Consider the following 25,525-nt stretch of genomic DNA (forward strand, 5'->3'; position numbering starts at 1 on the left):
AAGGTACGGGCGCAGCTTTTGGCTGCGCCCGTATTTTCGTTTTTTAAATTCAGTAGAGAGAATTCGCGGTGACTTCAACCACCAAATTGAAACCGCAGTGGAGTATTCCGGCCTCGGCCCAGACCACCGAAGACCCCTTGCTTGACTGTCTGGTACTGCTTACCGAGCACTACGGTAACCCCTGCTCCAGTGATGCGCTGACAGCCGGGCTTCCGATGACCGGTGCCTGCCTGACGCCAGGGCTTTTCCCCCAGGCGGCTGGCCGGGCGGGGTTAAGTGCTCGCCTGCTTCGAAAACCGCTCGACCAGATTTCATCCATGCTGTTCCCATGCGTATTACTGCTCAGGGACCAGAAAGCTTGCCTGTTACACCGGATGGGATCAGAGAATGGGCGCAATGTCGCGGTAATCCAGTTGCCTGAAAACGGCGGTGAAACAGAAATCCCGCTCGAAGAGCTGGAGGCCATCTATACCGGCTATACCATCCTGGTAAAAATGCAGTACCGGGGTGACCGCAGTGTCGACCTCCACCTGCACAACACCCAGGAACACTGGCTCAAGGTCATGCTGCGTGACGCCATGCCCATCTACCGGGATGCGCTGCTGGCTTCACTGGTGATAAACCTGTTCGCGCTGGTATCCCCCCTGTTTATGATGAACGTCTACGACAAGATTGTCCCCAACCTTGCCTTCGAATCCCTCTGGGTTCTGGCAAGCGGTGCGGCACTGGCGTTTATTTTTGACTTCACCCTGCGCTCACTTCGCAGCTCGCTTATCGACATAGCCGGGAAAAAAATCGACATCATTGTCTCTTCCCGCCTGTTTGCCAAACTGATGGGGATGCCCCTGGCAAACCGCTCGCCAAGTGTCGGCGGCATGGCAAAACAGATGAGCGAGTTTGATTCCGTCAGGGATATGCTGACTTCCGCAACCCTGACCACCCTGGTAGACCTGCCATTCGCCCTGTTCTTCCTGTTTGTAATTTATGTGGTGTCCGGCGACCTTGCTGCCGTGCCGTTTTTTGCCGGCCTGCTGATTATCGGGTACACCTTCTGGGTACAGCCGCGCCTGCGAGAAGCCATTGAGGAAAGCAATAAGTTCGCAAGTCTGAAAAACGGCCACCTGGTGGAAAGCCTTTCTGCCATTGAATCTATCAAGGCAAGCGTTGCTGAAGGGCTGGTACAGCGTACCTGGCAGCAGATGATTGCTCACACCGCCAACTGGAACCTCAAGGTTAAAAAGATCTCCCAGTCGGTCTCCTACCTGGCAACCTTCGTCACCCAGATGACCTCTATTGTTGTAGTCATCCTCGGGGTATATCGCTTGTCTCAGGGAGAACTTTCCATGGGCGGCATTATTGCAGCAGTGATGCTATCTGGCCGCGCTGTGGCACCGATGGCACAGCTTGCCAACCTGCTGACCCGTACCAACCAGACAGCCAGCGCCCTTCGCCAGCTTGATACCATTATGAATGCGGAAGATGAGTTCGCCGACAAAGGCCACCTTATCAGCCGCAAACGCCTGAGCGGCCATATCCAGGCTGACAACATCGGATTTACCTACCCGAACTCAGAAAAGCCGGTGATCTACCCAAGCTCCCTGACCATCAATGCCGGAGAGCGAATCGCTATTATCGGCAAGAATGGTTCGGGAAAAACATCGCTGTTGAAGATGATGGCTGGCCTTTTCCACCCAAGCCAGGGCAGCCTGCGCTATGACGGCATCGACAGCAAACAGATCCACCCGGCAGACCTTCGCCACAACGTCGGTTACATGCCGCAGGACATCACCCTGTTCCACGGTTCCATCCGCGACAACATCATGTTCGGCACCCGCCAGGTCAGCGAACACCAGTTGATCAGGGCAGTGCAACTGTCCGGTGTTGGCATGTTCACCAGCAAGGATTCCGAGGGTCTGGACAAAGAAGTCGGAGAGCTGGGAGAAACCCTTTCCCGGGGACAGCGCCAGTCCGTAGCCCTTGCCCGCGCGATCCTCAACGATCCGCCAATACTGGTGATGGACGAACCCACCGCCAGTATGGATGCCACCGCAGAGAAACAGTTCACTCACGCCATGATGCGGGTCAGCAGTGAACGTACGCTGCTGCTCGTCACCCACAAGATGTCCCTGCTCAACCTGGTAGACCGCATTATCGTGGTCGACAACGGCCGAATCGTCCTCGATGGCCCACGTGAGCAAGTGATGGCAAAACTCCATGGCCATCAGGAGCCACAACGCATCCAGGCAGGAGGGCAGCATGAATAAGCCGGTATCCATGACCCCGACAGAGCTGGAAATGGTGGACGACGTATACGGTGCCATGATGATGGAAGCGCCGGTGCGCTACCGCTGGATTGTCTGGACCATCGTCACCATGGTGTTGCTGTTTATCATCTGGGCCAACTTTGCTTCTCTCGACCGGGTAACCCGGGCAACCGGCAAAGTGATACCGTCCACCCAGGTCCAGGTTATCCAGAGCCTTGACGGCGGCATCCTTGAAGATATGTACGTTAAAACCGGCCAGGCCGTAATCAAAGGTGAACCGCTGGTAAGAATTGACGACACGCGTTTTCGTTCCGACCTTGCCCAGCAAGAAGAAGAACAGGACAGCCTGCGCGCCAACATTCTCAGGATGAAACAGGAACTTGCCAGCATCAAGCTCGCGCCGGTTTCATCTGACTGGCGTGAGCAGGTCCGTATCGACAAAGCCCCGCTTGCGTTCCCGGCTGATTTGGAAAGTGGCGAACCAGAACTGGTTTCCCGTCAACGCCAGGAATACGCTGGCCGACTGGACAACCTGAAAAACAGCGTTGATATCCTCGCCCGCCAGATCCTGCAAAAGCAGCAGGAAAGCAACGAGCTGCAAACCAAGATCCAGACCATCAAAAACAGCCTCAAGCTCATCACCAGAGAGCTGTCGATGACTAAGCCTCTGGCGAAAAAAGGCATTGTGCCAGAAGTGGAACTGCTCAAGTTGCAAAGGCAGGTCAACGATATGCGTGGCCAGCTTGCCTCACTCAAGCAGACCCAGCCGAAAATCAAGGCGACCTTTGATGAAGCCATTCTCAAACGCCGCGAAGCCGTGCTCGCTTTTACCAACGACACCCGATCCAAGCTGAGCGAACTGGAGACCAAGCTTTCCCGCCTCAATCAGGCTCAGGTGGGCGCACAGGACAAGGTCGACAAAGCAGTTATCTATTCCCCGGTAACCGGTTCAATCAAAACCATCCATATCAACACGCTGGGGGGGGTCGTCCGCCCGGGTGAAGACATCCTGGAAATTGTACCGACAGAAGACCAGTTGCTGATTGAAGCCAAGGTTAAACCGAAGGACATCGCTTTTCTTCACCCAGGCCTGCCGGCAGTGGTGAAGGTCACGGCCTACGATTTCACCCGCTATGGGGGACTCAAGGGCACCGTTGAGCACATCAGTGCTGACACCACTCAGGATAAGGAAGGCAACAGCTTCTACCTGGTCCGTATCCGTACCAACCGCTCCAGCCTGACCCGCAATGATGGCACTCCAATGCCGATTATCCCGGGCATGCTGACCTCGGTGGACATCATTACCGGCAAACGCACGGTACTGGACTACATCCTGAACCCTATCCTGCGAGCCAAAGAAAATGCGCTCCGTGAACGTTAACAACAAAAACAACAGGAGAACTGTAATGAACCATCCCTTGCTCCGCCATGCTAAGCGGAGTTTGGCCGCGCTTGCCATCGCATCCGCACTGACACCGGGGCTGGCATGCAGCCAGACCCTGGAACAGGCGGTCGCCAATACCCTGGATACCAATCCGGCGATCCGCCAGGCATTCAATCAGTTTAAGGCACGCGAAGAACAGGTTAACCAGGCCCAGGCCGGTTACCTTCCAACCATCGACCTGACCGCAGGAATCGGCCGCGAAGAAGTGGACAACCCGGTTTCCCGCGCCAAAGGGGGAACCACCAGCCTCAACCGCGGTGAAGCCGGGGTATCTATCAAGCAGGTACTTTTTGACGGGTTCCGTACCGCCAACGAAGTGGACCGCTTCAGCCGTGAAGCCAGCTCTGAGCAATGGAAGCTATACGGTACAGCGGAAAACAAGGCGTTGGATGCCGTCAAAGTGTACCTGAATTACCTTCGTGCAAAGCAGGTAGTGGTACTGTCTGAGAAGAACCTCAAGAGCCACGAAGAAACCTACGACCAGATCAAACAGAAAACCGAATACGGTCTTGGCTCCACTGCCGACCTGTCACAGGTAACCGGTCGCCTTGCCCGCGCACGCGCCAACCTGATTTCGGCAAAAAACAATCTGCTTGATACCGAAAGCCAGTTTTTCCGTGTGGTCAACCAGGCACCCAAAGATTTGATCAAACCTATGCCTGACACCTCTATGTTGCCCAAAGACCTCAAGGCTGCACTGGAAGAAGCCAAGGCCAACCAACCAGCCCTGCATTCAGCAATGAATGACATTGAAGCCGCCCGCTTTGAGCGCAAATCAGCCAAGTCCAACTATTACCCGGAAGTCAGTGTTGAGCTGAACGGTGGTTGGAACAATAACCTCGGCGGTACAGAAGGTTATGCCAATGACCTGCAGGCGATGGTCCGGATGCGTTACAACCTGTTCAACGGTGGCAGTGACTCAGCCCGTGAGCGGGAAGCATCCTACAAACTGGGACAGGCACAGGAGATTGAACAGAACACCTTCCGTGAAGTAGTAGAAGGCACCACCCTGGCGTGGAATGCCTCTGAAAGCCTCCTGCAGCAAATGAAGTTCCTGAAAGAACACGTCATTGCAGCCAAACAGACGCTCGAAGCCTACGACCAGCAATTCCGCATCGGCCAACGTACCCTGCTTGACGTTCTGGATGCAGAAAACGAGCTGTTCAATGCCCGTAAAGACTACATCAACGCAGAGTATGACCACCTGATTGCCCAGTACCGTATTCTCAACGCTACCGGCAGCCTGCTGTCATCCCTGCGCGTTACAGCACCGGATATCTGGCAAGGTGAAGATCAATACGAAGGAGGAATCACACGATGAAACGCACACTGATTGGCCTTTCCATCCTGTTGATGGCCGGTTGCAGCAACCAGGAAATTGTCACCATGCCAACATCCGGCAGCATCACACCGGCGCTGCAGGACCAGGATGGGGACGGTGTTATCACCGCTCGGGAACAGTGTCCGGAAACCCTTGAGGGGGCATGGGTCAATAATGACGGTTGCGGTAACCAGAAGCCGGTTGAAAAACGTATCCACCTCAACGTGCGCTTTGCCAACGACTCTTCTGTCGTAGCCCAGCAATTCTACAAAGATATTGCCAAAGTGGCTGATTTCCTGAAAAGCCACCCCCACACCCAGGTGGTCATTGAGGGACATGCCAGTGCAGTAGGCCGTTCTGAACATAATATGACGCTTTCACAAAGTCGCGCTGATGCCATTGCCAATGTGCTGGTAGACAAGTTCCATATTGCGGCTGATCGCGTAACCGCAAAGGGCTTTGGTGAAACCCGCCTGCTGGACACGGCCAACACACCGGAAGCAGATGCAAAGAACCGCCGTGTAATCGCAGATGTAACCGGTTCAGAAGATGTCACCGACATGATCTGGACCATTTACAGCGTGGACTGACAGCCATAGCAGAAACACTCTGCCATTCAACAACCCGGGCATACCAATACCTGCCCGGGTTGTGTCCGGCTCACTGTTTCAGGCATACCGGGAAACTTTGATGACACTGATAAAAAAAATCAACCTGGCGATGATGACCATCGTTCTGTTGCTGTGCAGCATCACCAGCTATGTACAGTTCAACCGGCACGTAGCATTTCTCCAGCAACAGTTGCAAACCAACGCTAATACCTTGCTCAGCAATATTAACTATTCACTGATCCCGATTCTTGAGAGCAACGACCACGACCAAAGTGCCTCGTTGTTCCATTCCCTGATGTCGAACCGGAATATCAGCGAAGCAACACTGATATGGCTGATTGATGGTACAAAACAGTACTGGCGGGCAGAGAAATATACCGCCACGGATGTACCTGACTGGTTCCGTCAGACCGGCCTGATCCAGCCCGTAACCGTCTCCTCCACAGTACGTTCCGGCTGGCTCGACCTTGCACAGCTTAAAGTTACTTTTTCTGCCGAGAAAGCTTATTCCGTTTTATGGTCACTGACTGTACCAATGCTGGCATTTACGCTGGCAATGGTGGTAATCCTCAGCCTGATCATTCACCTGATAATCTCAAAACTGCTTAGCCCGGTACCGGCATTGACTGCTGGCGCAGAGCGTATTGCCCGCCTCGATTTTTCTCAGCCGATCCCCCAGCCCCATGGCAAGGAGTTCAGGCAATTGGCCAATGCTTTCAACCGGATGGCAGAACAGCTCAACCAGATGTTCTCCACACTTAATGAAGAGGTGGAGCAACTGCGGGAAAAAATGCTCTATGACGCCCCCTCCGGCCTGCCAAACCGCCAGTACTTCAACCGGCGCATGGCAAGCTGGATGGATGACGGGCAAGGCGGTGTTCTGATTCTGGCTCGCCTTAACTGGCTTGATCTCCTCCACCAGCGTTACGGCTACCAGGTGCGTGATGAAAGCTGGCGCCTCCTGAAAAATGCACTTAACTCCATGTTGTCCCCCTATCATGAGGCTCTGGCGGCCAGACTTAACCGGGGAGAGATAGCTATCATGCTGCCAGGCCTGGACCACAACGACGGCATGAAGGTTCTTCAGGAGCTTATCCGGTTGCTTAACAATGAGCTTGCCCAGTCAGGCATTGAAATGGAAAAAGGCTTCACCCTGGGCCTTGCAGAAAAAGAGCCACAGCTCTCGTCACATGACTTCCTGGCCAAGGCCGACAACGCACTTCAACTGGCATTGGAAGACAACCGCTGTTTTGTTGTCGCAGACAGTACCATCAACAATTACACCCGGCAGCAGTGGCGCCAGTATCTCACCGATGCGATTGAAAACGGTGACATTGCTCTTAACGGTGCTTCTGTACTTGATGCAAAAACCGGAAACCCGGTCAGTCATGAGGTCTATTGCCAACTGAAGGTCAACGGGGAATTTCTGCCGGCAGCACGTCTCCTTCCACACATCCACCGTCTGGAACTGGGCGCTGAATTTGACCGCAAGGCAACGGAAGCTAGTTGCAAGGCAGCCCAGCGACAGACCGATGCCCTGCCATTCAGCCGGAACATTACCTCCGACGCTATCCGCGATGCCGGCTTTGTTGGCTGGCTGGTGAGCACGCTCGACAGTTTTGGGCTGGAAGGCCGTTTTATAGCAGAAATCAGTGAATCCAGTGCCATCAAATACCCGGAATCCACTGCCCGATTCTGCCGGCAGCTAAAGGATGCGGGAATCGCACTGGGAATCGATCAGGTAGGACGCCATACCGGCACATTTAACTACCTGCAAAGCCTGCACCCGGATTACATCAAGCTTGACCAGTCATTCAGTCGTGAGGATGAACTGGAGAGCAACGGCCTGCTGATTCTGCCGGTGATTAACATGGCTAATAGTCTCGGGATCCGGGTGGTGGCCACCGGTATCACACATACCGGACAGTTAAAACGGTTTGAAGGGCAGGAGCTTTGGGGATACCAGGGAGAGATTTCACCTCAAATCAGCCTAAGCTGACGGGCGACTGAAGATGTGTAACCTGCCCGGTAGGATACCGGGCAGGTTTAACCGTTACATTTTGCTGAACGGTTCGCTGTAGGCTACCTGCCCTTTTACGCCTTCCAACACGCCTTCCTGAAGCGGCAGAACCATGAAAGCTTCTGGCGGTACCGGCCAATGGCAAAGAAGCCCGTAGTCAGCAGCGGTTTCAAATCCAAAGCGGCGGTAGTAAAGCGGATCGCCCAGGACGACAACTGCCGGGTAGCCAAGCTCACCCAGCGTCGAAATACCTTCTTCAACCAGCGCAGCGCCAATCCCCTTACCCTGCCAGTCGGGATGCACCGCAACCGGGGCCAGCCCCTGCCAGTTTCCGTCACTGCCTTCTACCTCAACCGGGCTGAATGCTGCGTGTCCTACGACTTCACCTTCATCTGTCACTGCGACCAGTGACAGCGTCAGCAGGCCGTCTTCGCGCAGCATCTCTACCAGCCGCATCTCAGCATCGGTTTCAAAAGCGGCTTTTTCAACGGCGGACACCCCTGGGATGTCCATACCTATTTCAGATCTGATGAGCGTGTCGGTATTCAGTGTCATGTTTCTCAGCCAAGCCTTTTCCAATAAAGTCAGCCAGCTGCATCAGCGCCTGGCGAAGGAATGACGGTAGGGTATCCAGATCGATACCGTCCATCAGGTTTTTTACTTCCAGGCCGAGTTCAGTATCGCCTTCAATGGAAAGCCGGCGCTGGAAGAAAAGAGTATCAGGGTCTTCTTTGCGGGCGGCAATCAAAATCAGGTCATTGAGGCCTGCACTGAACACCACATCCGGCTGTTCAATTCGCTCCGCTACCACCAGTTTTTCATCTTGGTAGCTGATATAGCTTTTAACACCGAGGTCGCGAACATTCACTTCCAGCCAGCGGCCTTCCAAAAATTCAAAATCACCATCATCAAGTGCTTCATGGTAAACACGCTTTAAGGTCTCAAGCATCACTTTCTGGCGTACGGAAAAAGGAACCAGCTGTGCGGGAACTTTCAGGATACCCGGTGTTTGCCGAACCAGGGTGCTTCTCAAGGTGTTGAACATGATTTACGTACCAGTATGGTTATGCATATTCAGCTATTTTATGCCACTCTAATCCCGAAAAGTGCTGGGTTGCATCAAAAAACAGCCTAGAATCACGTTAATTCTTTTTCCCGTACTTTAGCCGTTATATAGTTTCTTTGTATTTTACTGAATTTTAATACTCGGGCACCTCGTCGTGCAGAATTCTGTGGGAGCAGGTCTTTTTTTGACCCAAGCATTAAGCCGGAACACTGATGAAAGGGCTGGAAGCCCGGACTGATTGCAGCACATCAGAACCCCCACCTTTTCCGTACAACATGCGATGTGTGCATGAGTATTCAATGCTGACGAAGAATTGGTGTGTAGATGCAGTTGGAGCAATTGCTGACTCTTTTTCCCTTATTAACGAACAACAGCCCTTTCCTGTTTGCTGTTTTGGACGCTAATCATCGGTATTTAGCTGCTAACAACCGTTACAGCGAAATATCCGGACTGACACCTGAAGAGCTCAGAGGGAAAAATGACGCCGATGTATTCGGACAGGCGTTTTATGAAAAACTTCGTCCCCACTACATACAAGCATTGAATGGAAACGAGGTTGAAGCTGAAATCCAGTTGACCGACGGTTTCCACGAATCCAGCTTTCATTTCAGCGCGTGCCCGCTGAAACTCAATCCGGCCAGTGACACTGTTGACGGCGTTATTTTCCATGCGGCTGACACTTCAGAGCGCCAGGTATTGCTGCATGCCATGGAAGAGGTACAGGAGAAATTCGACAAACTGACCGAGTTGATGGATGAGGGGTTTTGTGTCACAGACAACGGCCAAATACTAACGGCGAATGACCGGGCCGTCTCCTTGCTCGGCTTTGATGCTATCAATGAAATTCTCGGCAACGAGCTCGGTGAGCTGGTTGTCAGCATGAAAGGGGAAAACGACGTCGGGAAACAGTTGGATGGCCTCCCTGACGGCCACTGGCTTGAATGCAAAACCAGCCCTCGCAGCACCATTGAACGTAGCCTGGTGATTACCCAGTCAGCCATTCACCTTCTCAGCAGCCAGGTTTACTTGGTTGTTATCCGTGAAAAACAGGTTGTTACCGAAGGGGAAAAGCACGATAACGCCTACCAGAAGCTGGCACACTTTGACCCTCTGACAGGGCTTTACAACCGGCACGGTTTCACGCGGCGCCTTGAAGAATATGTTGAAGCCGGTACACCGCTTATCATGCTCCACCTCGATGTGGACAACTTCAAAAATATCAATGACTCCCTTGGCCACCATATCGGTGACAAAGTGCTGCAGGAAATTGCATCCCGCCTGCGCCGCATGCTTCCTGAATCAGCTATCCTCGGTCACCTTGGCGGTGACGAATTTGCCATCCTGATGCCTGAGATAGCCCAGCAGGAGGAAGGCCTTCGCATGGCCGAACAGGTTAAGGCGTTAATAAAGCAGCCTTTTGACCTGCTCCATTTCAGTAAGTACCTGGTGTGCTCTATCGGCATGGTGCAATACCCGGGGGATGGTGACAACGCCCGCTCCCTGTTGCAAAACGTTGACACCGCCATGTATGAAGCTAAGGAGCAGGGCCGAAACCGCATCGCCTGTTTCCACAACCAGATGACCAAAGAGGCGCGCAAACGTCTGTGGCTGGAAATCGAGCTCCAGAAAGCATTGCAGAACAACGGCCTTGAAGTCTGGTTTCAGCCCAAAGTCAGCGCCCGTGACTTTACCATTAACGGAGCTGAGGCACTGGTGCGTTGGAAACACCCGATTGAAGGCTACATTAACCCGGGGGAATTCATCCCGGTTGCAGAGCGCTCTGGCCTGATTGAGCAACTTGGCCGGGTTATCATGCGCGATGTTTTCCAGTGTGTACGCCGCTGGCAGGTGCAAAAGCTGCTGCCGGGCCGCGTCGCCATCAACCTTTCACCGCAGCAGTTCCGCAACCCTAACCTCATTGAGCATATCCAGCAGCTTCAAAAGGTAACCAGTGTGGATCCCCGCGCCATCACGTTTGAGCTGACGGAAAGTGCGGTAATGAGTGATGGCGACCATGCCATCCAGATGCTAAAGGCCATCAAGAAAATGGGCTTTGCCCTGTCAATTGATGACTTTGGGACCGGCTACTCATCCCTTTCCTACCTGGCCCGTTTCCCACTGGATGAACTCAAGATAGACCGCCAGTTCATCAATGATATGGACAAAACCCCCAAGCAGGTCACCCTGGTGGAAAGCATCATTAACCTTGGCCGTGCCCTGAATATGTCTGTCGTGGCCGAAGGTGTGGAGACCAAGGAGCAGGCAATGGTATTGTCCAACCTCAATTGTGACGGTATTCAGGGTTTCCACTTCCATCGCCCGCAACCACGCAAGGAATTCGAAGGGCTTCTGCTCAAACAACACCAGAAACGCCGTTCAGTTCCTGCACCTATATCGCAAAAACCTGCCTGATATCAAAGCGGCCGTCTCGGCCGCTTTTTTACAATAACCGGCTAAAGTAACTGACCAGGCAGTGACGACATGGAACTACTGTGCCCGGCGGGAAACCTTCCTGCGCTGAAAACTGCGATTGATAACGGCGCTGATGCCGTTTACATCGGATTCAAAGACGATACCAACGCCCGGCACTTTGCCGGCCTCAACTTTAACGGCAAAAAGCTGGAAAAAGCGGTCGACTATGTGCACCAACACAACCGAAAGCTACATGTCGCCATCAACACATTTGCTCACCCTGACGGCTTCGAACGCTGGACCCGTGCCGTTGACGAAGCGGCCGACCTCGGCATAGACGCTCTGATCGTGGCGGACATGGCAGTACTTGATTATGCAGCCCGCCGCCACCCGGATCTGGAGCTTCACCTGTCTGTACAGGCTTCCGCCACCAACAAGGCGGCCATTGATTTCTATCACCAGAATTTCGGTGTGAAGCGTGTAGTTCTGCCACGCGTCCTCTCTATCCACCAGGTAAAATCGCTCGCCAAGCAGGTCGACGTGGAGCTGGAAGTGTTTGCCTTTGGCAGCCTGTGCATCATGTCTGAAGGCCGTTGCTACCTCTCTTCCTACATGACCGGCGAATCCCCGAATACCGTCGGTGCCTGCTCCCCGGCTAAGTATGTACGCTGGCAAGAAACAGACAAAGGACTGGAATCCCGTCTGAATGACGTGCTTATTGACCGATATGGCAAAGGTGAAAATGCCGGTTACCCTACCCTGTGCAAAGGCCGCTTTGTTTCAGACGGCGACCCTTACCACGCACTGGAAGAACCAACCAGCTTAAATACCCTTTCCATCCTGCCTGAGCTCTTTGCCGCCAACATTGCTTCTGTGAAAATCGAAGGCCGCCAGCGCAGCCCCGCATATGTCGAGCAGGTGACCAAAACCTGGCGTGCAGCCATTGACCGCTACAAGGCAAACCCGGAAGGTTATCTGGTAGAGGCTGCCTGGGATGCCACTTTAGGCAACGTATCTGAAGGCCGCCAGACGACACTTGGCGCTTACCACCGTAAATGGCAATAGGAGAGCAGAGATGAAATACGCGTTGGGTCCACTGCTTTATTTTTGGCCAAAAACAGACGTGGAAGCGTTCTACCATGCAGCCAAAGAGTGTGATGCAGACATTATCTACCTGGGTGAAACCGTGTGTTCCAAGCGCCGGGAACTGAAGCCGGGTGACTGGCAGAACCTGGCTCAGGAGCTGGCAGCTGCCGGTAAGCAGGTTGTGCTCTCCACCATGGCGCTGCTGGAAGCGCCGAGCGAAGTTAAGGTGATGCAGCAATACGTCGACAATGGTGAATTTATCATTGAAGCCAACGACGTTTCCGCTGTGCATCTGGCCCACGAGAAAAAAATCCCGTTTGTTGCCGGTCCTGCCCTTAACATCTACAACGCACACAGCCTGCGTATCCTGCTCGAACAAGGCATGACCCGCTGGTGTATGCCGGTAGAGCTCTCCCGCGACTGGCTGGCCAATACCATGGCTCAGGCAGATGAAATCGGCATTCGTAACAAATTTGAAGTAGAAGTGTTCAGCTACGGGTACCTGCCTCTGGCCTACTCTGCACGATGCTTCACTGCCCGCGCGGAAGACAAGCCGAAGGATGAATGCAAGACCTGCTGCATCAACTACCCTCAGGGTATCCGGATTGCCAGCCAGGAGGGACAGGAAGTGTTTACCCTCAACGGTATCCAGACCCAGTCCGGTTACTGCTATAACCTCATCAATGACCTCAAGGGTATGGAAGATTTGGTGGATGTTGTCCGAATCAGCCCACTCGGCCTCGAAACACTGGATACTGTCCGTCAGTTCCGTCACCATGACGGCTCACCGGTGAAACTAGACCGCCAGTGCAACGGCTACTGGCACCAGGTTGCAGGTATGTGCGTACAATCCTGATACCAATACCAAAACGCGTTATCGCAAACAGCAAAAAGCCGGGCTAAAAACCCGGCTTCTTTATAGCAGTGCTATGTATCAACTTCCGTTAACCGGCAAGGCGCGTTGCTGGCTGTTGTAGGCAATCCGGCTCAGCTCAAGCCACGCATAGCGGTGCTCCACAAACTCATAGACGTTTCCGGCCATCGCCAGTTTGTAGAGCGCAATGGCTGTATCCAGGTCCCCATGGAATTGGTACTGCTTGCCGATATAGAAGTAGCCTTCGGTCAGGCGCTGGGCCAGTTCAGCATTGTCTTTGCTGGTGGCTGCAATCTGGTAGAAGAAATCCCGCTCAGTGATATCACCGGCATACAGTCGGGCGATCTGCCACCCCCAGTCTTGCTTGTTTGACGCAGCAAGGCGAGTGGAGAGGTTATGTTTGGCTGTAAGGGGATCTTTCAGCTCCAGCTCCACCAAATAGAGCCATATAGCCCGGTACGGGTCATTGATATCTTCTTGGTAGTGCTTAATCAGGTCATCATACGCTAGCGGGAAGCGGCCACCGTAATACAGGGCAATGCCTCGGTTGCGCTCAGCAAATGTATGGGTACCGTCCAGTTCCAGTGTCGAATCAAAGGCTTCATAAGCGGCATCAAACTGCCCGCTCTGGGTAAAGTAAACCCCGAGGATGTTGAACACATCCGGCTGATCCGGCTTCAGGGAAAGTGACTGGTTGAAATCGAGGCGCGCGAGGTCACGAAGGCCAAGGCTGTCATGGATAAGACCACGCTCGTAGTAAAGTTGAGCCCGGGTTTTGTCGTCGAGATCATCCCTTGTCAGCAACTGTTCGACGCGGGCCAGCTGGATTTCCTGCTGCAAGGTGGGCTGCAACGGTATCGCCATAGGAGGAAACCGCCACTGGGTATCACCGGTTGACGCGCAGCCGGATAACAGCAGCAGTAAAAGAGGAGCCAGGTATTTCTTCACCGTCAAAGCCCATATCTCCATAAAAAAAGGGGCATCATCTGCCCCTTTTATATCATGCATCCCTGTGGAATGCATTCAGCCAATATTAAGCTTCTGGCTGCTGTGGCGCTTCTGCCGCTGGTGCTTCTTGAGCAACAGCTTCTTTCATGCTCAGGCGGATACGGCCCTGACGGTCGATTTCCAGAACCTTGATCTGAACTTCCTGGCCCATAGTCAGGTAGTCGCTCACCTTCTCAACACGCTCATTGGCGATTTGAGAAATGTGAACCAGACCTTCTTTCGCACCCAGTACAGAAACAAACGCACCGAAATCAACGATACGGGTTACTTTACCGGTGTAGATGCGGCCAACTTCAACTTCAGCAGTCAGCGCTTCGATGCGAGCGATGGCGGCTTTAGCAGCAGTACCTTCGGTTGCAGCGATCTTAACAGTACCGTCGTCTTCGATTTCGATGGTAGTGCCAGTCTCTTCAGTCAGCGCACGAATCACAGAACCACCCTTACCGATCACGTCTTTGATCTTGTCTGGGCTGATCTTGATAGTGTGAATACGTGGCGCGTACTCAGAGATGTCATCACGTGCAGCAGGGATAGCCTGATCCATAACAGACAGAATGTGCAGACGTGCACCTTTTGCCTGGTTCAGGGCGATTTGCATGATTTCGCGGGTGATACCTTCGATCTTGATGTCCATCTGCAGGGCAGTTACACCGTCGTCAGTACCGGCTACTTTGAAGTCCATGTCGCCCAGGTGGTCTTCGTCACCCAGGATGTCAGACAGAACCACAAAACGCTCGTCTTCTTTAACCAGACCCATCGCGATACCGGCTACAGACTTCTTGATTGGCACACCGGCATCCATCAGAGCCAGTGAAGAACCACATACAGAAGCCATAGAAGAAGAACCGTTAGATTCGGTGATTTCAGAAACCACACGAACGGTGTATGGGAATTCTTCCTGTGATGGCATTACCGCTGCGATACCGCGCTTGGCCAGACGGCCGTGGCCGATTTCACGGCGCTTAGGAGAACCGATAAAGCCAGTCTCACCTACACAGTATGGAGGGAAGTTGTAGTGGAACAGGAAGTTGTCGCTGCGCTCACCTGTCAGCTCGTCGATAATCTGTGCGTCACGCTGGGTACCCAGAGTAGCAACAACCATTGCTTGAGTTTCACCACGGGTGAACAGTGCGCTGCCGTGAGTACGTGGCAGAACGCCAGTACGAACGTCCAGGGCACGAACCATGTCTTTTTCACGGCCGTCGATACGTGGCTGACCGTCAAGGATACGGCTGCGTACAACGTTTTTCTCAAGCTTGCTCAGAACGTCGAGGATTTCGCGCTCATTCAGCTCTTCGTTTTCACCGATCAGGGTATCAACCACTTCAGACTTGATTACGCCAACTTGCTCGTAGCGCTTCATCTTTTCAGTGATCTGGTAAGCTTCAACAAAACGGGCTTCAGCCAGCTCAGCAACACGGGCTTTCAGCTCAGTGTTCTCTGCCTTGGCTTCCCACTGCCACTTAGGGGTATTCACTTCAGCAGCGAATTCGTTGATGGCGTTGATAACAACTTGCTGTTGATCGTGACCGAAGATCACAGCTTGCAGCATTTGCTCTTCGCTCAGGCGCTCAGCTTCTGATTCAACCATCAGAACCGCGTTCTCAGTACCAGCAACAACCAGGTCCAGACGGCTTTCGGCCAGTTCTTTGATGCTTGGGTTCAGTACCAGTTCGTCGTTGATATAACCAACGCGAGCTGCGCCGATTGGACCATTGAATGGGATACCAGAGATAGCCAGAGCCGCAGAGGTACCGATCATGGCAACGATATCAGGGCTAACGTCTGGGTTTACTGAAACCACAGTCGCGATTACCTGTACTTCGTTAGTGAAGCCATTCGGGAAAAGCGGACGGATAGGACGGTCGATCAGACGTGCGGTCAGGGTTTCGCCTTCTGAAGGACGACCTTCACGCTTGAAGAAACCACCAGGGATCTTACCTGCAGCGTAAGTACGCTCTTGGTAGTTTACAGTCAGAGGGAAGAAGTCCTGACCTTCAACTGCTTCTTTCTTACCAACGACAGAAACGAATACAGAAGTATCGTCCATGCTTACCATCACGGCACCTGTCGCCTGACGAGCCATTACGCCAGTTTCAATAGTGACAGTGTGATTACCGTAAGGGAACGTTTTTACGATAGGATTCACGGAAATTTCCTTATGTTAGGCATCCAGAAAGCCCTTTGCTGCCTGGATGTAGTACATGTTTTGCCTTTCATTACACCGTCGCGACTAGTGAAAACATCTTAGGAAGAAAGCGCGAGCGTGAAGATATTTTCAGTAGCCGCGACCTGCTGGTCGAGTTAATTGACTGTGCTATGAATATAAGGCGTGAACATTATACACGGGTATGCGGGGTAATACAGGAGATGAGTCTCCCGAAAAGAAGAAAGGAGCCAGAAGGCTCCTTTCTTTGGAATGCTGTCTTAGCGACGCAGACCCAGACGCTTGATTAGCTCCAGGTAACGGTCAGCGTTTTTACGCTTCAGGTAGTCCAGCAGCTTACGACGGCGAGAAACCATGCGCAGCAGACCACGACGGCTGTGGTGATCTTGCTTGTGCTCAGCGAAGTGACCTTGCAGGTGGTTGATCTGTGCAGTCAGCAGAGCTACCTGTACTTCTGGTGAACCAGTGTCGTTTTCGCCTTGCGCGTATTCAGCAACGATTTTCGCTTTAGTTTCAGCGTTCAGAGACATAATTTTCTCCAATTGAGGATTGATATATTTGTGCCAGCCAATCTCTGATTCAGCCGACACCCGAGGCGGCGAATTCTACAGAGTTTCCTTATCAAAGGCAACTCTGCAACCCCGCCAAATTGCCGGAATTTTATTCAGATTCCGACAATTTTGTAACAGGACTTAACCTTCGCGGCGTGGTGTTTCTACCACCAGTCGGCGTGGGGCAACCAAGCCATCAGCATCGATTTCGCCAACGCCGATGAACTTGCTTTCATCCCCGGTAGTCACGCGGACAAAACCTTCACGCGGTGCATTCGGTACCTGTACCGGCTGACCTTGCAGGAAGTAACCTGCGACAACCGGAATGAGGTTGCTTTCAGGCAAGTCCTGCACGGCTGTATCCAGAGGCAGCAGCAGAGGGTCAAGCAGTTCACGTGGCTGGATATCCTGCTCACGGGCCTGCTCAAGCAGTGCTTCCAGTTGCTCCAGAGTTACCATGCGAGTAAGCGGGTACTTGGACACACCGATGCGGCGCAGCGCGGTTACGTGCGCACCGCAACCCAGCATTTCGCCCAGGTCATCAACAATGGTACGGATGTAAGTGCCTTTTGAGCAGTGTACTTCCAGCTCAATTTCGTGACCTTCAAAGCGCAGCAGGTCAATCTGGTAAACCGTAATCGGACGTGCTTCACGAGGAACTTCGATACCAGCACGCGCATATTCATACAGAGGTTTACCCTGATACTTCAGCGCAGAGAACATGGAAGGAACCTGCATGGTTTCTCCACGGAACTTTGCAACGCAACGTTCCAGCAGGCCAAGGTTAACCTTCACTTCACGAGTCTGGATAACTTCGCCATCTGCATCTGATGTATCAGTACGTTCACCCAGCTTTGCTACCACGCGGTAACGCTTGTCAGAATCAAGCAGGAACTGGGAGAATTTGGTTGCTTCACCAAAACAGATTGGCAGCATACCTGTCGCCAGAGGATCCAGTGCACCAGTGTGCCCGGCTTTCTCAGCAAAATAGATGCGCTTTACTTTTTGCAGAGCATCGTTGGAAGTGATACCGGTCGGTTTATCAAGCAGCAGGATGCCATTTACAGGGCGGCCTCTGCGACGCATACGACGTGCCATTACTCTTCCTCTTCAGCGTCTTCATCGCCACGGCGGGCTTTGTCGCTTTGTACTGCCTGGGAAACCAGGTTTGAAATACGCATACCTTCAGTCAGTGATTCATCGTATACGAAGTTCAATTCTGGTGTTACACGGAGGCGGATTGCCTTGCCAAGCAGCGAGCGGGCATAACCAGCTGCTTCACGCAGGGCTGCCAGGCTTTCTTTGGCTTTTTCTTCGTCTGTAGTCAGGAAGGTAACGAAGATTTTTGCATAGGACATATCACGGGATACGTCTACACCTGAGATGGTAACCATACCGATACGTGGATCTTTGATTTCACGCTGCAGAATGATCGCCAGCTCTTTATGAATTTGCTGCGACACACGCTGGGTGCGGCTGAATTCTTTTGCCATGAAATGTCTCTCTATCAACAAATGGGGGGCGTTCGCCCCCCATGTAATACGTCAACAATCGCGAGTTGAAGCATTAATCGATGGTACGTTTCACTTCAATGATTTCGTACACTTCGATCTGGTCGCCAGCGCGGACATCGTTGTAGTTCTTCACACCGATACCACATTCGTAACCGTTCTTCACTTCGTTCACGTCATCTTTGAAGCGACGCAGTGATTCCAGCTCACCTTCATAGATAACCACGTTTTCACGCAGTACACGGATTGGGTTGTTACGCTTGATGGTACCTTCAGTAACCATACAGCCAGCAACCGCACCGAACTTAGGTGAACGGAATACGTCACGAACTTCAGCCAGACCGATAATTTCCTGCCTGAACTCAGGAGCCAGCATGCCACTCATAGCCTGCTTAACTTCGTCAATCAGGGCATAGATGACAGAGTAGTAACGCAGTTCGATGTTTTCTGTCTCAATCACCTTACGGGCAGACGCATCGGCACGAACGTTGAAGCCCAGTACGATAGCGTTAGAAGCAGCCGCCAGTACAGCGTCAGTTTCGGTAATACCACCAACACCTGAACCTACGATCTTAACCTTCACTTCGTCTGTAGACAGCTTAGCCAGCGATTCAGCAATCGCTTCAACAGAACCCTGTACGTCAGCTTTCAGTACGATGTTCAGCTCAGCCACTTCACCTTCGCTCATGTTTGAGAACATGTTTTCCAGCTTGGCTTTCTGCTGACGGGCCAGTTTCACGTCACGGAACTTGCCTTGACGGTACAGGGCAACTTCACGGGCTTTACGCTCATCGCGAACAACTGTTGCTTCGTCACCGGCAGACGGTACACCAGACAGACCCAGAACCTCTACAGGGATAGATGGGCCAGCTTCAGTGATTTCTTTACCGTTTTCGTCACGCATTGCACGCACGCGGCCATACTCAAGGCCACACAGTACAATGTCACCCTTCTTCAGGGTACCAGACTGAACCAGTACAGTTGCAACAGGACCACGGCCCTTATCCAGGCGTGATTCAACAACCACACCGCTTGCCATGCCTTCACGAACTGCAGTCAGTTCCAGAACTTCGGCTTGCAGCAGAACAGCGTCCAGCAGATCGTCTACGTTTGTACCCTGCTTGGCAGAAACGTGAACGAAGATATTCTCACCACCCCAGCTTTCATCAATGATGCCGTACTGAGACAGTTCATTCTTCACACGGTCTGGGTCTGCTTCAGGCTTATCGATCTTGTTAACAGCAACGATAACAGGCACTTCTGCCGCTTTCGCGTGCTGAACAGCTTCGATAGTCTGTGGCATTACACCGTCGTCTGCAGCAACAACCAGGATAACGATATCCGTTGCCTTGGCACCACGAGCACGCATAGCGGTAAACGCGGCGTGTCCAGGAGTATCCAGGAAGGTGATCATACCGTTGTTGGTTTCAACATGGTAAGCACCGATGTGCTGGGTAATACCACCCGCTTCGCCTTCTGCTACGTGTTCCTTACGGATGTAGTCCAGCAGCGAGGTTTTACCGTGGTCAACGTGACCCATGATGGTAACAACCGGTGCGCGTGATTCAACTGCCGCATCGTTATCACGATCAGACAGTACTGCTTCTTCCAGTTCGTTTTCACGACGAAGTACCACGTTGTGACCCATTTCCTCTGCAACCAATTGTGCAGTTTCCTGGTCGATAACCTGGTTGATGGTTGCCATGGCACCCATCTTCATCATGGTCTTGATAACTTCAGTGGCTTTAACGGCCATCTTGTTAGCAAGCTCAGCGACAGTCACGGTTTCACCGATCTCTACATCGCGGTTAACTTTCTGGGCTGGTTTCTGGAAAGCGTGTTGCAGAGCCTGAGGGTTAGCGCGCTTGCCACCCTTAGCTTTCGCTTTACCACCACGACGACTGTTACGATCGTCATCGTCTTGAGATTTTTTCTTCTTACGGCGGCGAGGTGCTTCTGCACGGCGTGCCTGCTCGTCTTCAGCTTCACGTGCAAAACGTGAAGTCAGGCTGGAATCCTCTACCTGCGCGTCGTCAGTCGCTTTTTCCTGGTCATTCCAGCGTTCCTGGTTTTTCTCTGCCATTTTGCGTGCCTCTTCTAGCTGGCGCTGACTCTCTTCTTCAGCTTTGCGCTTGGCTTCCTCTTCCCGGCGACGCTTGAGTTCATCAGCTTGTCGTTTCGCTTCCGCCTCAGCAGCCTTACGTGCAGCCTCTTCTTCAGCTTGTTTATCCGGCATAGCTGATTGATTTACAGCTTTTGCCTCTGCTTCGCGCTTCGCTTTCTCTTCTGCGGCACGCTTAGCTTCTGCTTCTCGTTTAGCTGCTTCCTCTGCTTCGCGGCGGGCTTTTTCTTCAGCTTCACGCTTAGCCTGGGCTTCTGCCTCAAGGCGCGCAGCTTCTTCCGCTTCGCGTTTCGCCTGCTCTTCAGCTTCACGCTGTGCGGCTTCTTCCTCGACGCGCTGCTGTTCTTCCAGATCCGCACGTTTTACGTAAGTGCGTTTCTTGCGAACTTCAACCTGAACATCTTTGCTTTTACCGCCAGCACCCGAAATGCTCAGGGTGCTGCGAGTTTTACGCTTAAGGGTCAGGCGAGTAGGAGCGTTACCTGATGCACCCTGGGTGCTTTTCAGGTGGCTGAGCAGCGCTTCTTTTTCTTCCTGCTTCACCAGATCGTCAGCTTTCTTGCTGATACCAGCGTCCTCGAATTGCTTAAGCAGACGATCGATTGGTGTGTCAATTTCTTGCGCCAATGCTTTGACTGTAACCTCTGACATTCGGCTCCTCCCTAGCTGTATTAGGCCTCGTCGCTGAACCAGCAAATGTTGCGTGCAGCCATAATCAGCTCGCCCGCTTTCTCTTCTGTCATACCGGCGATATCAAGCAGGTCGTCGGTACCTTGGTCAGCCAGATCTTCCAGTGTGCTGATGCCTTTCGAAGCCAGGGTATAAGCCAGTTCACGATCCAGGCCTTCCAGATTCAGCAGGTCTTCAGCAGGCTCGGCGCCTTGAATAGATTCTTGCTTGGCCAGCGCAATAGTAGTCAGTGCTTCTTTCGCGCGTTCGCGCAGCACTTCAACGGTCTCTTCGTCCAGACCATCAACCTCTGCCAGTTCAGCAGCAGGAACGTAAGCAACTTCTTCCAGAGTTGTGAAGCCTTCTTCTACCAACGCGGCAGCAAATTCTTCATCAATGTCGAGATGCTTAACAAACAGGTCAATTGACTGAGACGCTTCTTCTTGGTGTTTCTTCTGAAGATCTTCCACGGTCATTACGTTCAGTTCCCAGCCAGTCAGCTGAGACGCCAGACGTACGTTTTGACCGTTACGGCCGATAGCCTGGGCCAGATTGCCCGCTTCAACCGCAATGTCCATCGCATGGGTGTCTTCATCAACAATGATTGAAGCAACATCCGCTGGTGCCATGGCATTGATAACAAATTGAGCTGGGTTATCGTCCCACAGAACGATATCGATACGCTCGCCACCCAGTTCGCCAGAAACTGCCTGAACACGTGCACCACGCATACCTACACAAGCACCAACTGGGTCGATACGCTTGTCGTTGGTCTTAACAGCGATTTTTGCACGGGAACCCGGATCACGGGCTGCACCCATCAGTTCGATAACTTCTTCACCGATCTCTGGTACTTCAATGCGGAACAGTTCCATCAGCATTTCTGACTTGGAACGAGTCAGGAACAGTTGGAAACCGCGCGCTTCTGGGCGTACAGCATACAGCAGACCACGTACGCGGTCACCTGGACGGAAGTTTTCACGTGGCAATTGGTCGTCACGTTGCAGGGCTGCTTCAGCATTGTTACCCAGGTCAACAATAACGACGTCGCGGTTAACTTTCTTAACGATGCCGGTGATCAGCTCACCCTGGTGATCAACAAACTGCTCTACAACCTGAGCACGCTCTGCTTCACGTACTTTTTGTACGATAACCTGCTTGGCAGTTTGTGTCGTAATACGGTCGAAAGTTACAGACTCGATTTCGTCTTCAACGAAGCCTTCAAGCTGAAGTTCTGGATCTTCAAACTGAGCAGCTTCCAGCGTAATTTCGCGGGTCGGAGCCGTCACTTCTTCTACGATCTTCCAGCGGCGGAAAGTATCAAACTCGCCAGTCTTACGGTCGATCGCTACGCGGACGTCGATTTCTGCTTCGTATTTTTTCTTGGTGGCAGTAGCCAGAGCAATTTCCAGAGCTTCAAAAATTCGCTCGCGAGGAACTGCTTTCTCATTGGATACCGCTTCAACGACAGCCAAGATTTCTTTGTTCATGAACGCTCGCCTCATTTAACCTTTAAAAGGATGGAACCAGGTTGGCTTTCTGAATGTTGCTCAGGGCAAATGCTTCTTCAGCGCCATCTACGTTGATCACAATAGTTTCACCGTCTACGGAGGCGATTACGCCCTTCCACTTACGACGGTTCTGCATTGCCATGCGCAACACCAGGGTCACTTCCTGACCAATAAACTTCTGGTAGTGCTCGGCTTTAAACAGAGGTCGGTCTAAACCTGGTGAAGACACTTCCAGGTTGTAGGCCACAGTAATTGGATCTTCTACGTCCATTACTGCACTTACCTGATGACTCACTTCGGCACAGTCGTCGACGGTAATACCGTTTTCGTGGTCAATATAAATGCGCAGGGTTGAATTCTGACCGGCACGGATAAATTCCAACCCTACCAGTTCATACCCCAGAGCACTTACCGCAGGCTCAAGCATTTCGGTAAGTTGTTTTTCTAGTCCAGTCATATTTCCCCCGGAAACAGAGCAATACCAAACGACTTCGTTGTTGAACGAACCGTCTGTTATCAGCCCCCGGAAACAAAAAAAGGGCTCTAAAGCCCAGTTATAATCCGAATATACCCAAACAACCTCAGGTTGCCGGGGTATGGTCTATTTCAGATAACAAAAAACCCCGAAAGTCGGGGTTTAATGTAACTGGACCCTTAGCGCCGTCAAGCGCCCCAGCCGGTTTTACCTGGCTGAGATAGCCAAAAAGGGACAACGACAGAGCCGCTCTCCCTTTTTAGCATCACTCAAGCAAGACGTTAAAGAACATGTTGCTTGAGCGGAGAAAGTGGTTGCGGGAGCCGGATTTGAACCGACGACCTTCGGGTTATGAGCCCGACGAGCTACCAGACTGCTCCATCCCGCGTCCGAAGCGCGCTCATTATACAGCGCGCTTATTGCCTTAACAAGGCGAATTTGGTGCCGAGAGCGGGACTTGAACCCGCACGCCTAAAAAGGCACTACCCCCTCAAGATAGCGTGTCTACCAATTCCACCACCTCGGCAAGATTTTTATCTTAGTTTGGGATGTCGCTATTTGTCGTAGCTGGCACATCACCTTGGGACTCAACCTGCTGTGTTGCTGGTTGGCTAAGATTTTCCCATTCGCTTCCCACTTTTTCTTTGTGGGTGGTCATGTTACCCAGAATCAAGCTGAGAACAAAAAAGACCGTTGCGAAAATTGCTGTCATTCGGGTCAGGAAATTACCTGAGCCTGATGAACCGAACAGGGTTCCAGAAGCACCAGCTCCGAATGATGCGCCCATATCGGCACCTTTACCCTGCTGGACCAGAACCAGGCCAATCACACCAAGCGCGGCCAACAGATATACCACAAGTAGAATTTCGTACATGGCTTCCACCTATGTTCCAAATTGTTGAGCCGGATGGCTTACCCAAACCAGCACTCCTCGTTGGGAGCGGGGTGGATATTAGCGAATGGCGTACCTGCTGACAAGTGGAATTTTTAAAAAAATCGCTTTTTTCAAACCGCTTGCACAGAGCTTGACCAATTCGCTGATTTAATCAGCTATCCGACTCAAATTTCCTTATTACTTAGCAGTTTTGACGCACTGCATCCGCAATTTCTTCTGCGTATGCCTGTACTTTTTCTGCATCCTCGCCTTCAACCATAACGCGAATCAGGGGTTCAGTACCAGATTTACGCAGCAATACTCTGCCGGTATCAGCGAGTTTTTCCTCTACCGCCTCTTTTGCAGCGATAACTGCCGGGGAGGTAACCGGGTCAGTGTCGCCGCTAAAGCGCACATTAACGAGGACCTGAGGGAACAGGGTCATCCCCTGGGCCAGCTCTTTCAAAGACATGCCTGTGCCAACAACACTGGACATGACCTGCAAGCCAGCAACAATCGCATCACCTGTTGTCACCTTATCCAAGAGAATAACGTGGCCAGAATTCTCAGCGCCAATACGCCAGCCGGTTTCCAACAGTTTTTCCATGACATAGCGGTCACCCACTTTGGCGCGAACAAAAGGTATACCCAGGTTCTTAAGTGCCACTTCCATACCCATATTTGTCATAAGGGTACCCACGACACCACCTTTCAGTTCACCACGACGCAAGGCTTCTCGTGCAATAATGTAGGCAATTTGGTCGCCGTCAACTTTGTTGCCGTCTTCGTCAACCATAATCACGCGGTCGCCGTCGCCATCAAAAGCGATGCCCAAGTTGGCATTTTCTTCCAGCACGCGTTTTTGAAGGGCTCTGACGTCTGTCGCACCCACTTCTTCATTGATGTTGACGCCATTAGGCTCACAGCCCATTGCCACGACTTCCGCACCCAGTTCCTTAAACACACTCGGTGCAATGTGGTAAGTCGCACCGTTGGCGCAGTCAACAACAATCTTGAGGCCTTCCAGGCTCATATGGCTTGGGAAAGTGCCTTTGCAAAATTCGATATAACGGCCGGCAGCATCAACGATTCGCTTGGCTTTACCCAGCTCTGCAGATTCCACGCAGGTCAGCGGCTTTTCCAGTTCTGCTTCAATCGCCAGTTCAATGTCATCAGGCAACTTGGTGCCCTGCGAAGAAAAGAACTTAATGCCATTATCATAATAAGGGTTGTGGGATGCAGAAATCACAATCCCCGCTTCTGCTCGGAATGTCTGGGTCAGGTAAGCCACAGCCGGTGTTGGCATCGGGCCGGTAAATGCTGCCTGAAGACCTGCTGCAGAAAGGCCGGCTTCCAGAGCGGACTCGAGCATGTATCCGGAGATACGGGTATCTTTACCAATCAATACTTTCTTGGTGCCGGTTTTAGACAGAACCCGGCCTGCTGCCCAGCCTAACTTAAGAATAAAATCAGGGGTAATCGGAAAGTCGCCAACTTTGCCGCGGACACCATCGGTGCCGAAATATTTGCGTGTCATTT

The 25,525-nt window shown here is 52.3% G+C and carries 20 protein-coding genes and 2 tRNA genes; 8 read left to right on the forward strand and 14 right to left on the reverse strand.

What is annotated here, in order from left to right:
* Nucleotides 1-68 precede the first annotated feature (68 nt).
* The 5 genes from NF212_RS14135 (at nt 69) to NF212_RS14155 (ending at nt 7,639) form a co-directional block, all read left to right on the forward strand.
* Nucleotides 69-2,264, forward strand: a complete 2,196-nt coding sequence (locus NF212_RS14135) for a type I secretion system permease/ATPase (RefSeq protein ID WP_434356686.1) — start codon at nt 69-71, stop codon at nt 2,262-2,264.
* Entirely contained in the window at nt 2,257-3,645 is a 1,389-nt protein-coding gene (locus NF212_RS14140; RefSeq protein ID WP_434356688.1) for an HlyD family type I secretion periplasmic adaptor subunit, read from the forward strand. The genes NF212_RS14135 and NF212_RS14140 overlap by 8 nt, the downstream gene beginning before the upstream one ends.
* Nucleotides 3,646-3,670: 25 nt before the next feature.
* Nucleotides 3,671-5,029: a TolC family outer membrane protein gene (locus NF212_RS14145; protein WP_434356690.1), complete on the forward strand. Its 1,359-nt coding sequence runs from the start codon at nt 3,671-3,673 to the stop codon at nt 5,027-5,029.
* Nucleotides 5,026-5,619, forward strand: coding sequence for an OmpA family protein (locus NF212_RS14150; RefSeq protein WP_434356692.1), 594 nt, complete (start codon nt 5,026-5,028; stop codon nt 5,617-5,619). The genes NF212_RS14145 and NF212_RS14150 overlap by 4 nt, the downstream gene beginning before the upstream one ends.
* Nucleotides 5,620-5,719: 100 nt before the next feature.
* Nucleotides 5,720-7,639, forward strand: coding sequence for an EAL domain-containing protein (locus tag NF212_RS14155; RefSeq protein WP_434356694.1), 1,920 nt, complete (start codon nt 5,720-5,722; stop codon nt 7,637-7,639).
* A 54-nt stretch (nt 7,640-7,693) separates the two neighbouring features.
* On the opposite strand, the gene NF212_RS14160 is transcribed toward NF212_RS14155, so the two are convergent.
* Together NF212_RS14160 and ubiT are read right to left on the reverse strand one after the other, a co-directional pair.
* Nucleotides 7,694-8,215: a GNAT family N-acetyltransferase gene (locus NF212_RS14160; RefSeq protein WP_434356696.1), complete on the reverse strand. Its 522-nt coding sequence runs from the start codon at nt 8,213-8,215 to the stop codon at nt 7,694-7,696.
* On the reverse strand, nt 8,181-8,705 hold the full coding sequence (ubiT, locus tag NF212_RS14165; protein WP_434356698.1) for a ubiquinone anaerobic biosynthesis accessory factor UbiT: 525 nt from the start codon (nt 8,703-8,705) through the stop codon (nt 8,181-8,183). The genes NF212_RS14160 and ubiT overlap by 35 nt, the downstream gene beginning before the upstream one ends.
* A 345-nt stretch (nt 8,706-9,050) precedes the next feature.
* Here ubiT and NF212_RS14170 point away from each other — a divergent pair, with 345 nt between their 5' ends.
* From NF212_RS14170 to NF212_RS14180, 3 genes are all read left to right on the forward strand, one after another.
* Nucleotides 9,051-11,138, forward strand: a complete 2,088-nt coding sequence (locus tag NF212_RS14170) for a sensor domain-containing protein (protein ID WP_434356700.1) — start codon at nt 9,051-9,053, stop codon at nt 11,136-11,138.
* 69 nt (nt 11,139-11,207) lie between these two features.
* On the forward strand, nt 11,208-12,203 hold the full coding sequence (ubiU, locus tag NF212_RS14175; protein ID WP_434356702.1) for a ubiquinone anaerobic biosynthesis protein UbiU: 996 nt from the start codon (nt 11,208-11,210) through the stop codon (nt 12,201-12,203).
* Between the two features lie 10 nt (nt 12,204-12,213).
* Entirely contained in the window at nt 12,214-13,080 is an 867-nt protein-coding gene (locus tag NF212_RS14180; RefSeq protein WP_434356704.1) for a U32 family peptidase, read from the forward strand.
* Nucleotides 13,081-13,158: 78 nt separating this feature from the next.
* Here NF212_RS14180 and nlpI read toward each other — a convergent pair whose 3' ends face one another.
* From nlpI to glmM, 12 genes are all read right to left on the reverse strand, one after another.
* A complete protein-coding gene (nlpI, locus tag NF212_RS14185) occupies nt 13,159-14,052 on the reverse strand; it encodes a lipoprotein NlpI (RefSeq protein WP_434356706.1) in 894 nt (297 codons plus the stop codon).
* Between the two features lie 79 nt (nt 14,053-14,131).
* Nucleotides 14,132-16,255, reverse strand: a complete 2,124-nt coding sequence (gene pnp, locus NF212_RS14190; RefSeq protein WP_054672061.1) for a polyribonucleotide nucleotidyltransferase — start codon at nt 16,253-16,255, stop codon at nt 14,132-14,134.
* A gap of 278 nt (nt 16,256-16,533) precedes the next feature.
* A complete protein-coding gene (gene rpsO / locus NF212_RS14195) occupies nt 16,534-16,803 on the reverse strand; it encodes a 30S ribosomal protein S15 (RefSeq protein ID WP_054672088.1) in 270 nt (89 codons plus the stop codon).
* 162 nt (nt 16,804-16,965) lie between these two features.
* Nucleotides 16,966-17,922, reverse strand: a complete 957-nt coding sequence (gene truB, locus NF212_RS14200) for a tRNA pseudouridine(55) synthase TruB (RefSeq protein ID WP_434356709.1) — start codon at nt 17,920-17,922, stop codon at nt 16,966-16,968.
* Nucleotides 17,922-18,317, reverse strand: a complete 396-nt coding sequence (rbfA, locus tag NF212_RS14205) for a 30S ribosome-binding factor RbfA (protein WP_054672057.1) — start codon at nt 18,315-18,317, stop codon at nt 17,922-17,924. Before rbfA ends, truB begins: the two co-directional genes overlap by 1 nt.
* A 73-nt stretch (nt 18,318-18,390) precedes the next feature.
* On the reverse strand, nt 18,391-21,108 hold the full coding sequence (gene infB / locus NF212_RS14210) for a translation initiation factor IF-2 (protein WP_434356712.1): 2,718 nt from the start codon (nt 21,106-21,108) through the stop codon (nt 18,391-18,393).
* A gap of 20 nt (nt 21,109-21,128) precedes the next feature.
* Nucleotides 21,129-22,616 carry a transcription termination factor NusA gene (nusA, locus tag NF212_RS14215; RefSeq protein ID WP_434356714.1) on the reverse strand — a complete coding sequence of 496 codons (1,488 nt, stop codon included), beginning with the start codon at nt 22,614-22,616 and terminating at the stop codon, nt 21,129-21,131.
* A 22-nt stretch (nt 22,617-22,638) separates the two neighbouring features.
* The gene (rimP, locus tag NF212_RS14220) at nt 22,639-23,094 is read right to left on the reverse strand and encodes a ribosome maturation factor RimP (RefSeq protein WP_434356716.1); all 456 of its coding nucleotides are present in this window, start codon (nt 23,092-23,094) and stop codon (nt 22,639-22,641) included.
* A gap of 329 nt (nt 23,095-23,423) precedes the next feature.
* Nucleotides 23,424-23,500, reverse strand: a tRNA-Met gene (locus NF212_RS14225).
* Between the two features lie 51 nt (nt 23,501-23,551).
* Nucleotides 23,552-23,638 (reverse strand) — tRNA-Leu (locus NF212_RS14230).
* Between the two features lie 12 nt (nt 23,639-23,650).
* Nucleotides 23,651-23,986: a preprotein translocase subunit SecG gene (secG, locus tag NF212_RS14235; RefSeq protein WP_434356718.1), complete on the reverse strand. Its 336-nt coding sequence runs from the start codon at nt 23,984-23,986 to the stop codon at nt 23,651-23,653.
* A gap of 202 nt (nt 23,987-24,188) precedes the next feature.
* Nucleotides 24,189-25,523: a phosphoglucosamine mutase gene (glmM, locus tag NF212_RS14240; RefSeq protein ID WP_434356720.1), complete on the reverse strand. Its 1,335-nt coding sequence runs from the start codon at nt 25,521-25,523 to the stop codon at nt 24,189-24,191.
* Nucleotides 25,524-25,525 lie beyond the last annotated feature (2 nt).

It is taken from the genome of Parasalinivibrio latis (assembly GCF_036825535.1).
In the GTDB taxonomy this organism is placed as follows: domain Bacteria; phylum Pseudomonadota; class Gammaproteobacteria; order Enterobacterales; family Vibrionaceae; genus Parasalinivibrio; species Parasalinivibrio latis.

Bases quoted from the DNA above. Each gene is read 5' to 3' on its own strand.
- NF212_RS14140 (WP_434356688.1), top strand. From the start codon at position 2,257: ATGAATAAGCCGGTATCCATGACCCCGACAGAGCTGGAAATGGTGGAC.
- NF212_RS14145 (WP_434356690.1), top strand. From the start codon at position 3,671: ATGAACCATCCCTTGCTCCGCCATGCTAAGCGGAGTTTGGCCGCGCTT.
- NF212_RS14150 (WP_434356692.1), top strand. From the start codon at position 5,026: ATGAAACGCACACTGATTGGCCTTTCCATCCTGTTGATGGCCGGTTGC.
- NF212_RS14155 (WP_434356694.1), top strand. From the start codon at position 5,720: ATGACACTGATAAAAAAAATCAACCTGGCGATGATGACCATCGTTCTG.
- NF212_RS14160 (WP_434356696.1), bottom strand. From the start codon at position 8,215: ATGACACTGAATACCGACACGCTCATCAGATCTGAAATAGGTATGGAC.
- ubiT (WP_434356698.1), bottom strand. From the start codon at position 8,705: ATGTTCAACACCTTGAGAAGCACCCTGGTTCGGCAAACACCGGGTATC.
- NF212_RS14170 (WP_434356700.1), top strand. From the start codon at position 9,051: ATGCAGTTGGAGCAATTGCTGACTCTTTTTCCCTTATTAACGAACAAC.
- ubiU (WP_434356702.1), top strand. From the start codon at position 11,208: ATGGAACTACTGTGCCCGGCGGGAAACCTTCCTGCGCTGAAAACTGCG.
- NF212_RS14180 (WP_434356704.1), top strand. From the start codon at position 12,214: ATGAAATACGCGTTGGGTCCACTGCTTTATTTTTGGCCAAAAACAGAC.
- rpsO (WP_054672088.1), bottom strand. From the start codon at position 16,803: ATGTCTCTGAACGCTGAAACTAAAGCGAAAATCGTTGCTGAATACGCG.
- truB (WP_434356709.1), bottom strand. From the start codon at position 17,922: ATGGCACGTCGTATGCGTCGCAGAGGCCGCCCTGTAAATGGCATCCTG.
- rbfA (WP_054672057.1), bottom strand. From the start codon at position 18,317: ATGGCAAAAGAATTCAGCCGCACCCAGCGTGTGTCGCAGCAAATTCAT.
- infB (WP_434356712.1), bottom strand. From the start codon at position 21,108: ATGTCAGAGGTTACAGTCAAAGCATTGGCGCAAGAAATTGACACACCA.
- nusA (WP_434356714.1), bottom strand. From the start codon at position 22,616: ATGAACAAAGAAATCTTGGCTGTCGTTGAAGCGGTATCCAATGAGAAA.
- rimP (WP_434356716.1), bottom strand. From the start codon at position 23,094: ATGACTGGACTAGAAAAACAACTTACCGAAATGCTTGAGCCTGCGGTA.
- secG (WP_434356718.1), bottom strand. From the start codon at position 23,986: ATGTACGAAATTCTACTTGTGGTATATCTGTTGGCCGCGCTTGGTGTG.
- glmM (WP_434356720.1), bottom strand. From the start codon at position 25,523: ATGACACGCAAATATTTCGGCACCGATGGTGTCCGCGGCAAAGTTGGC.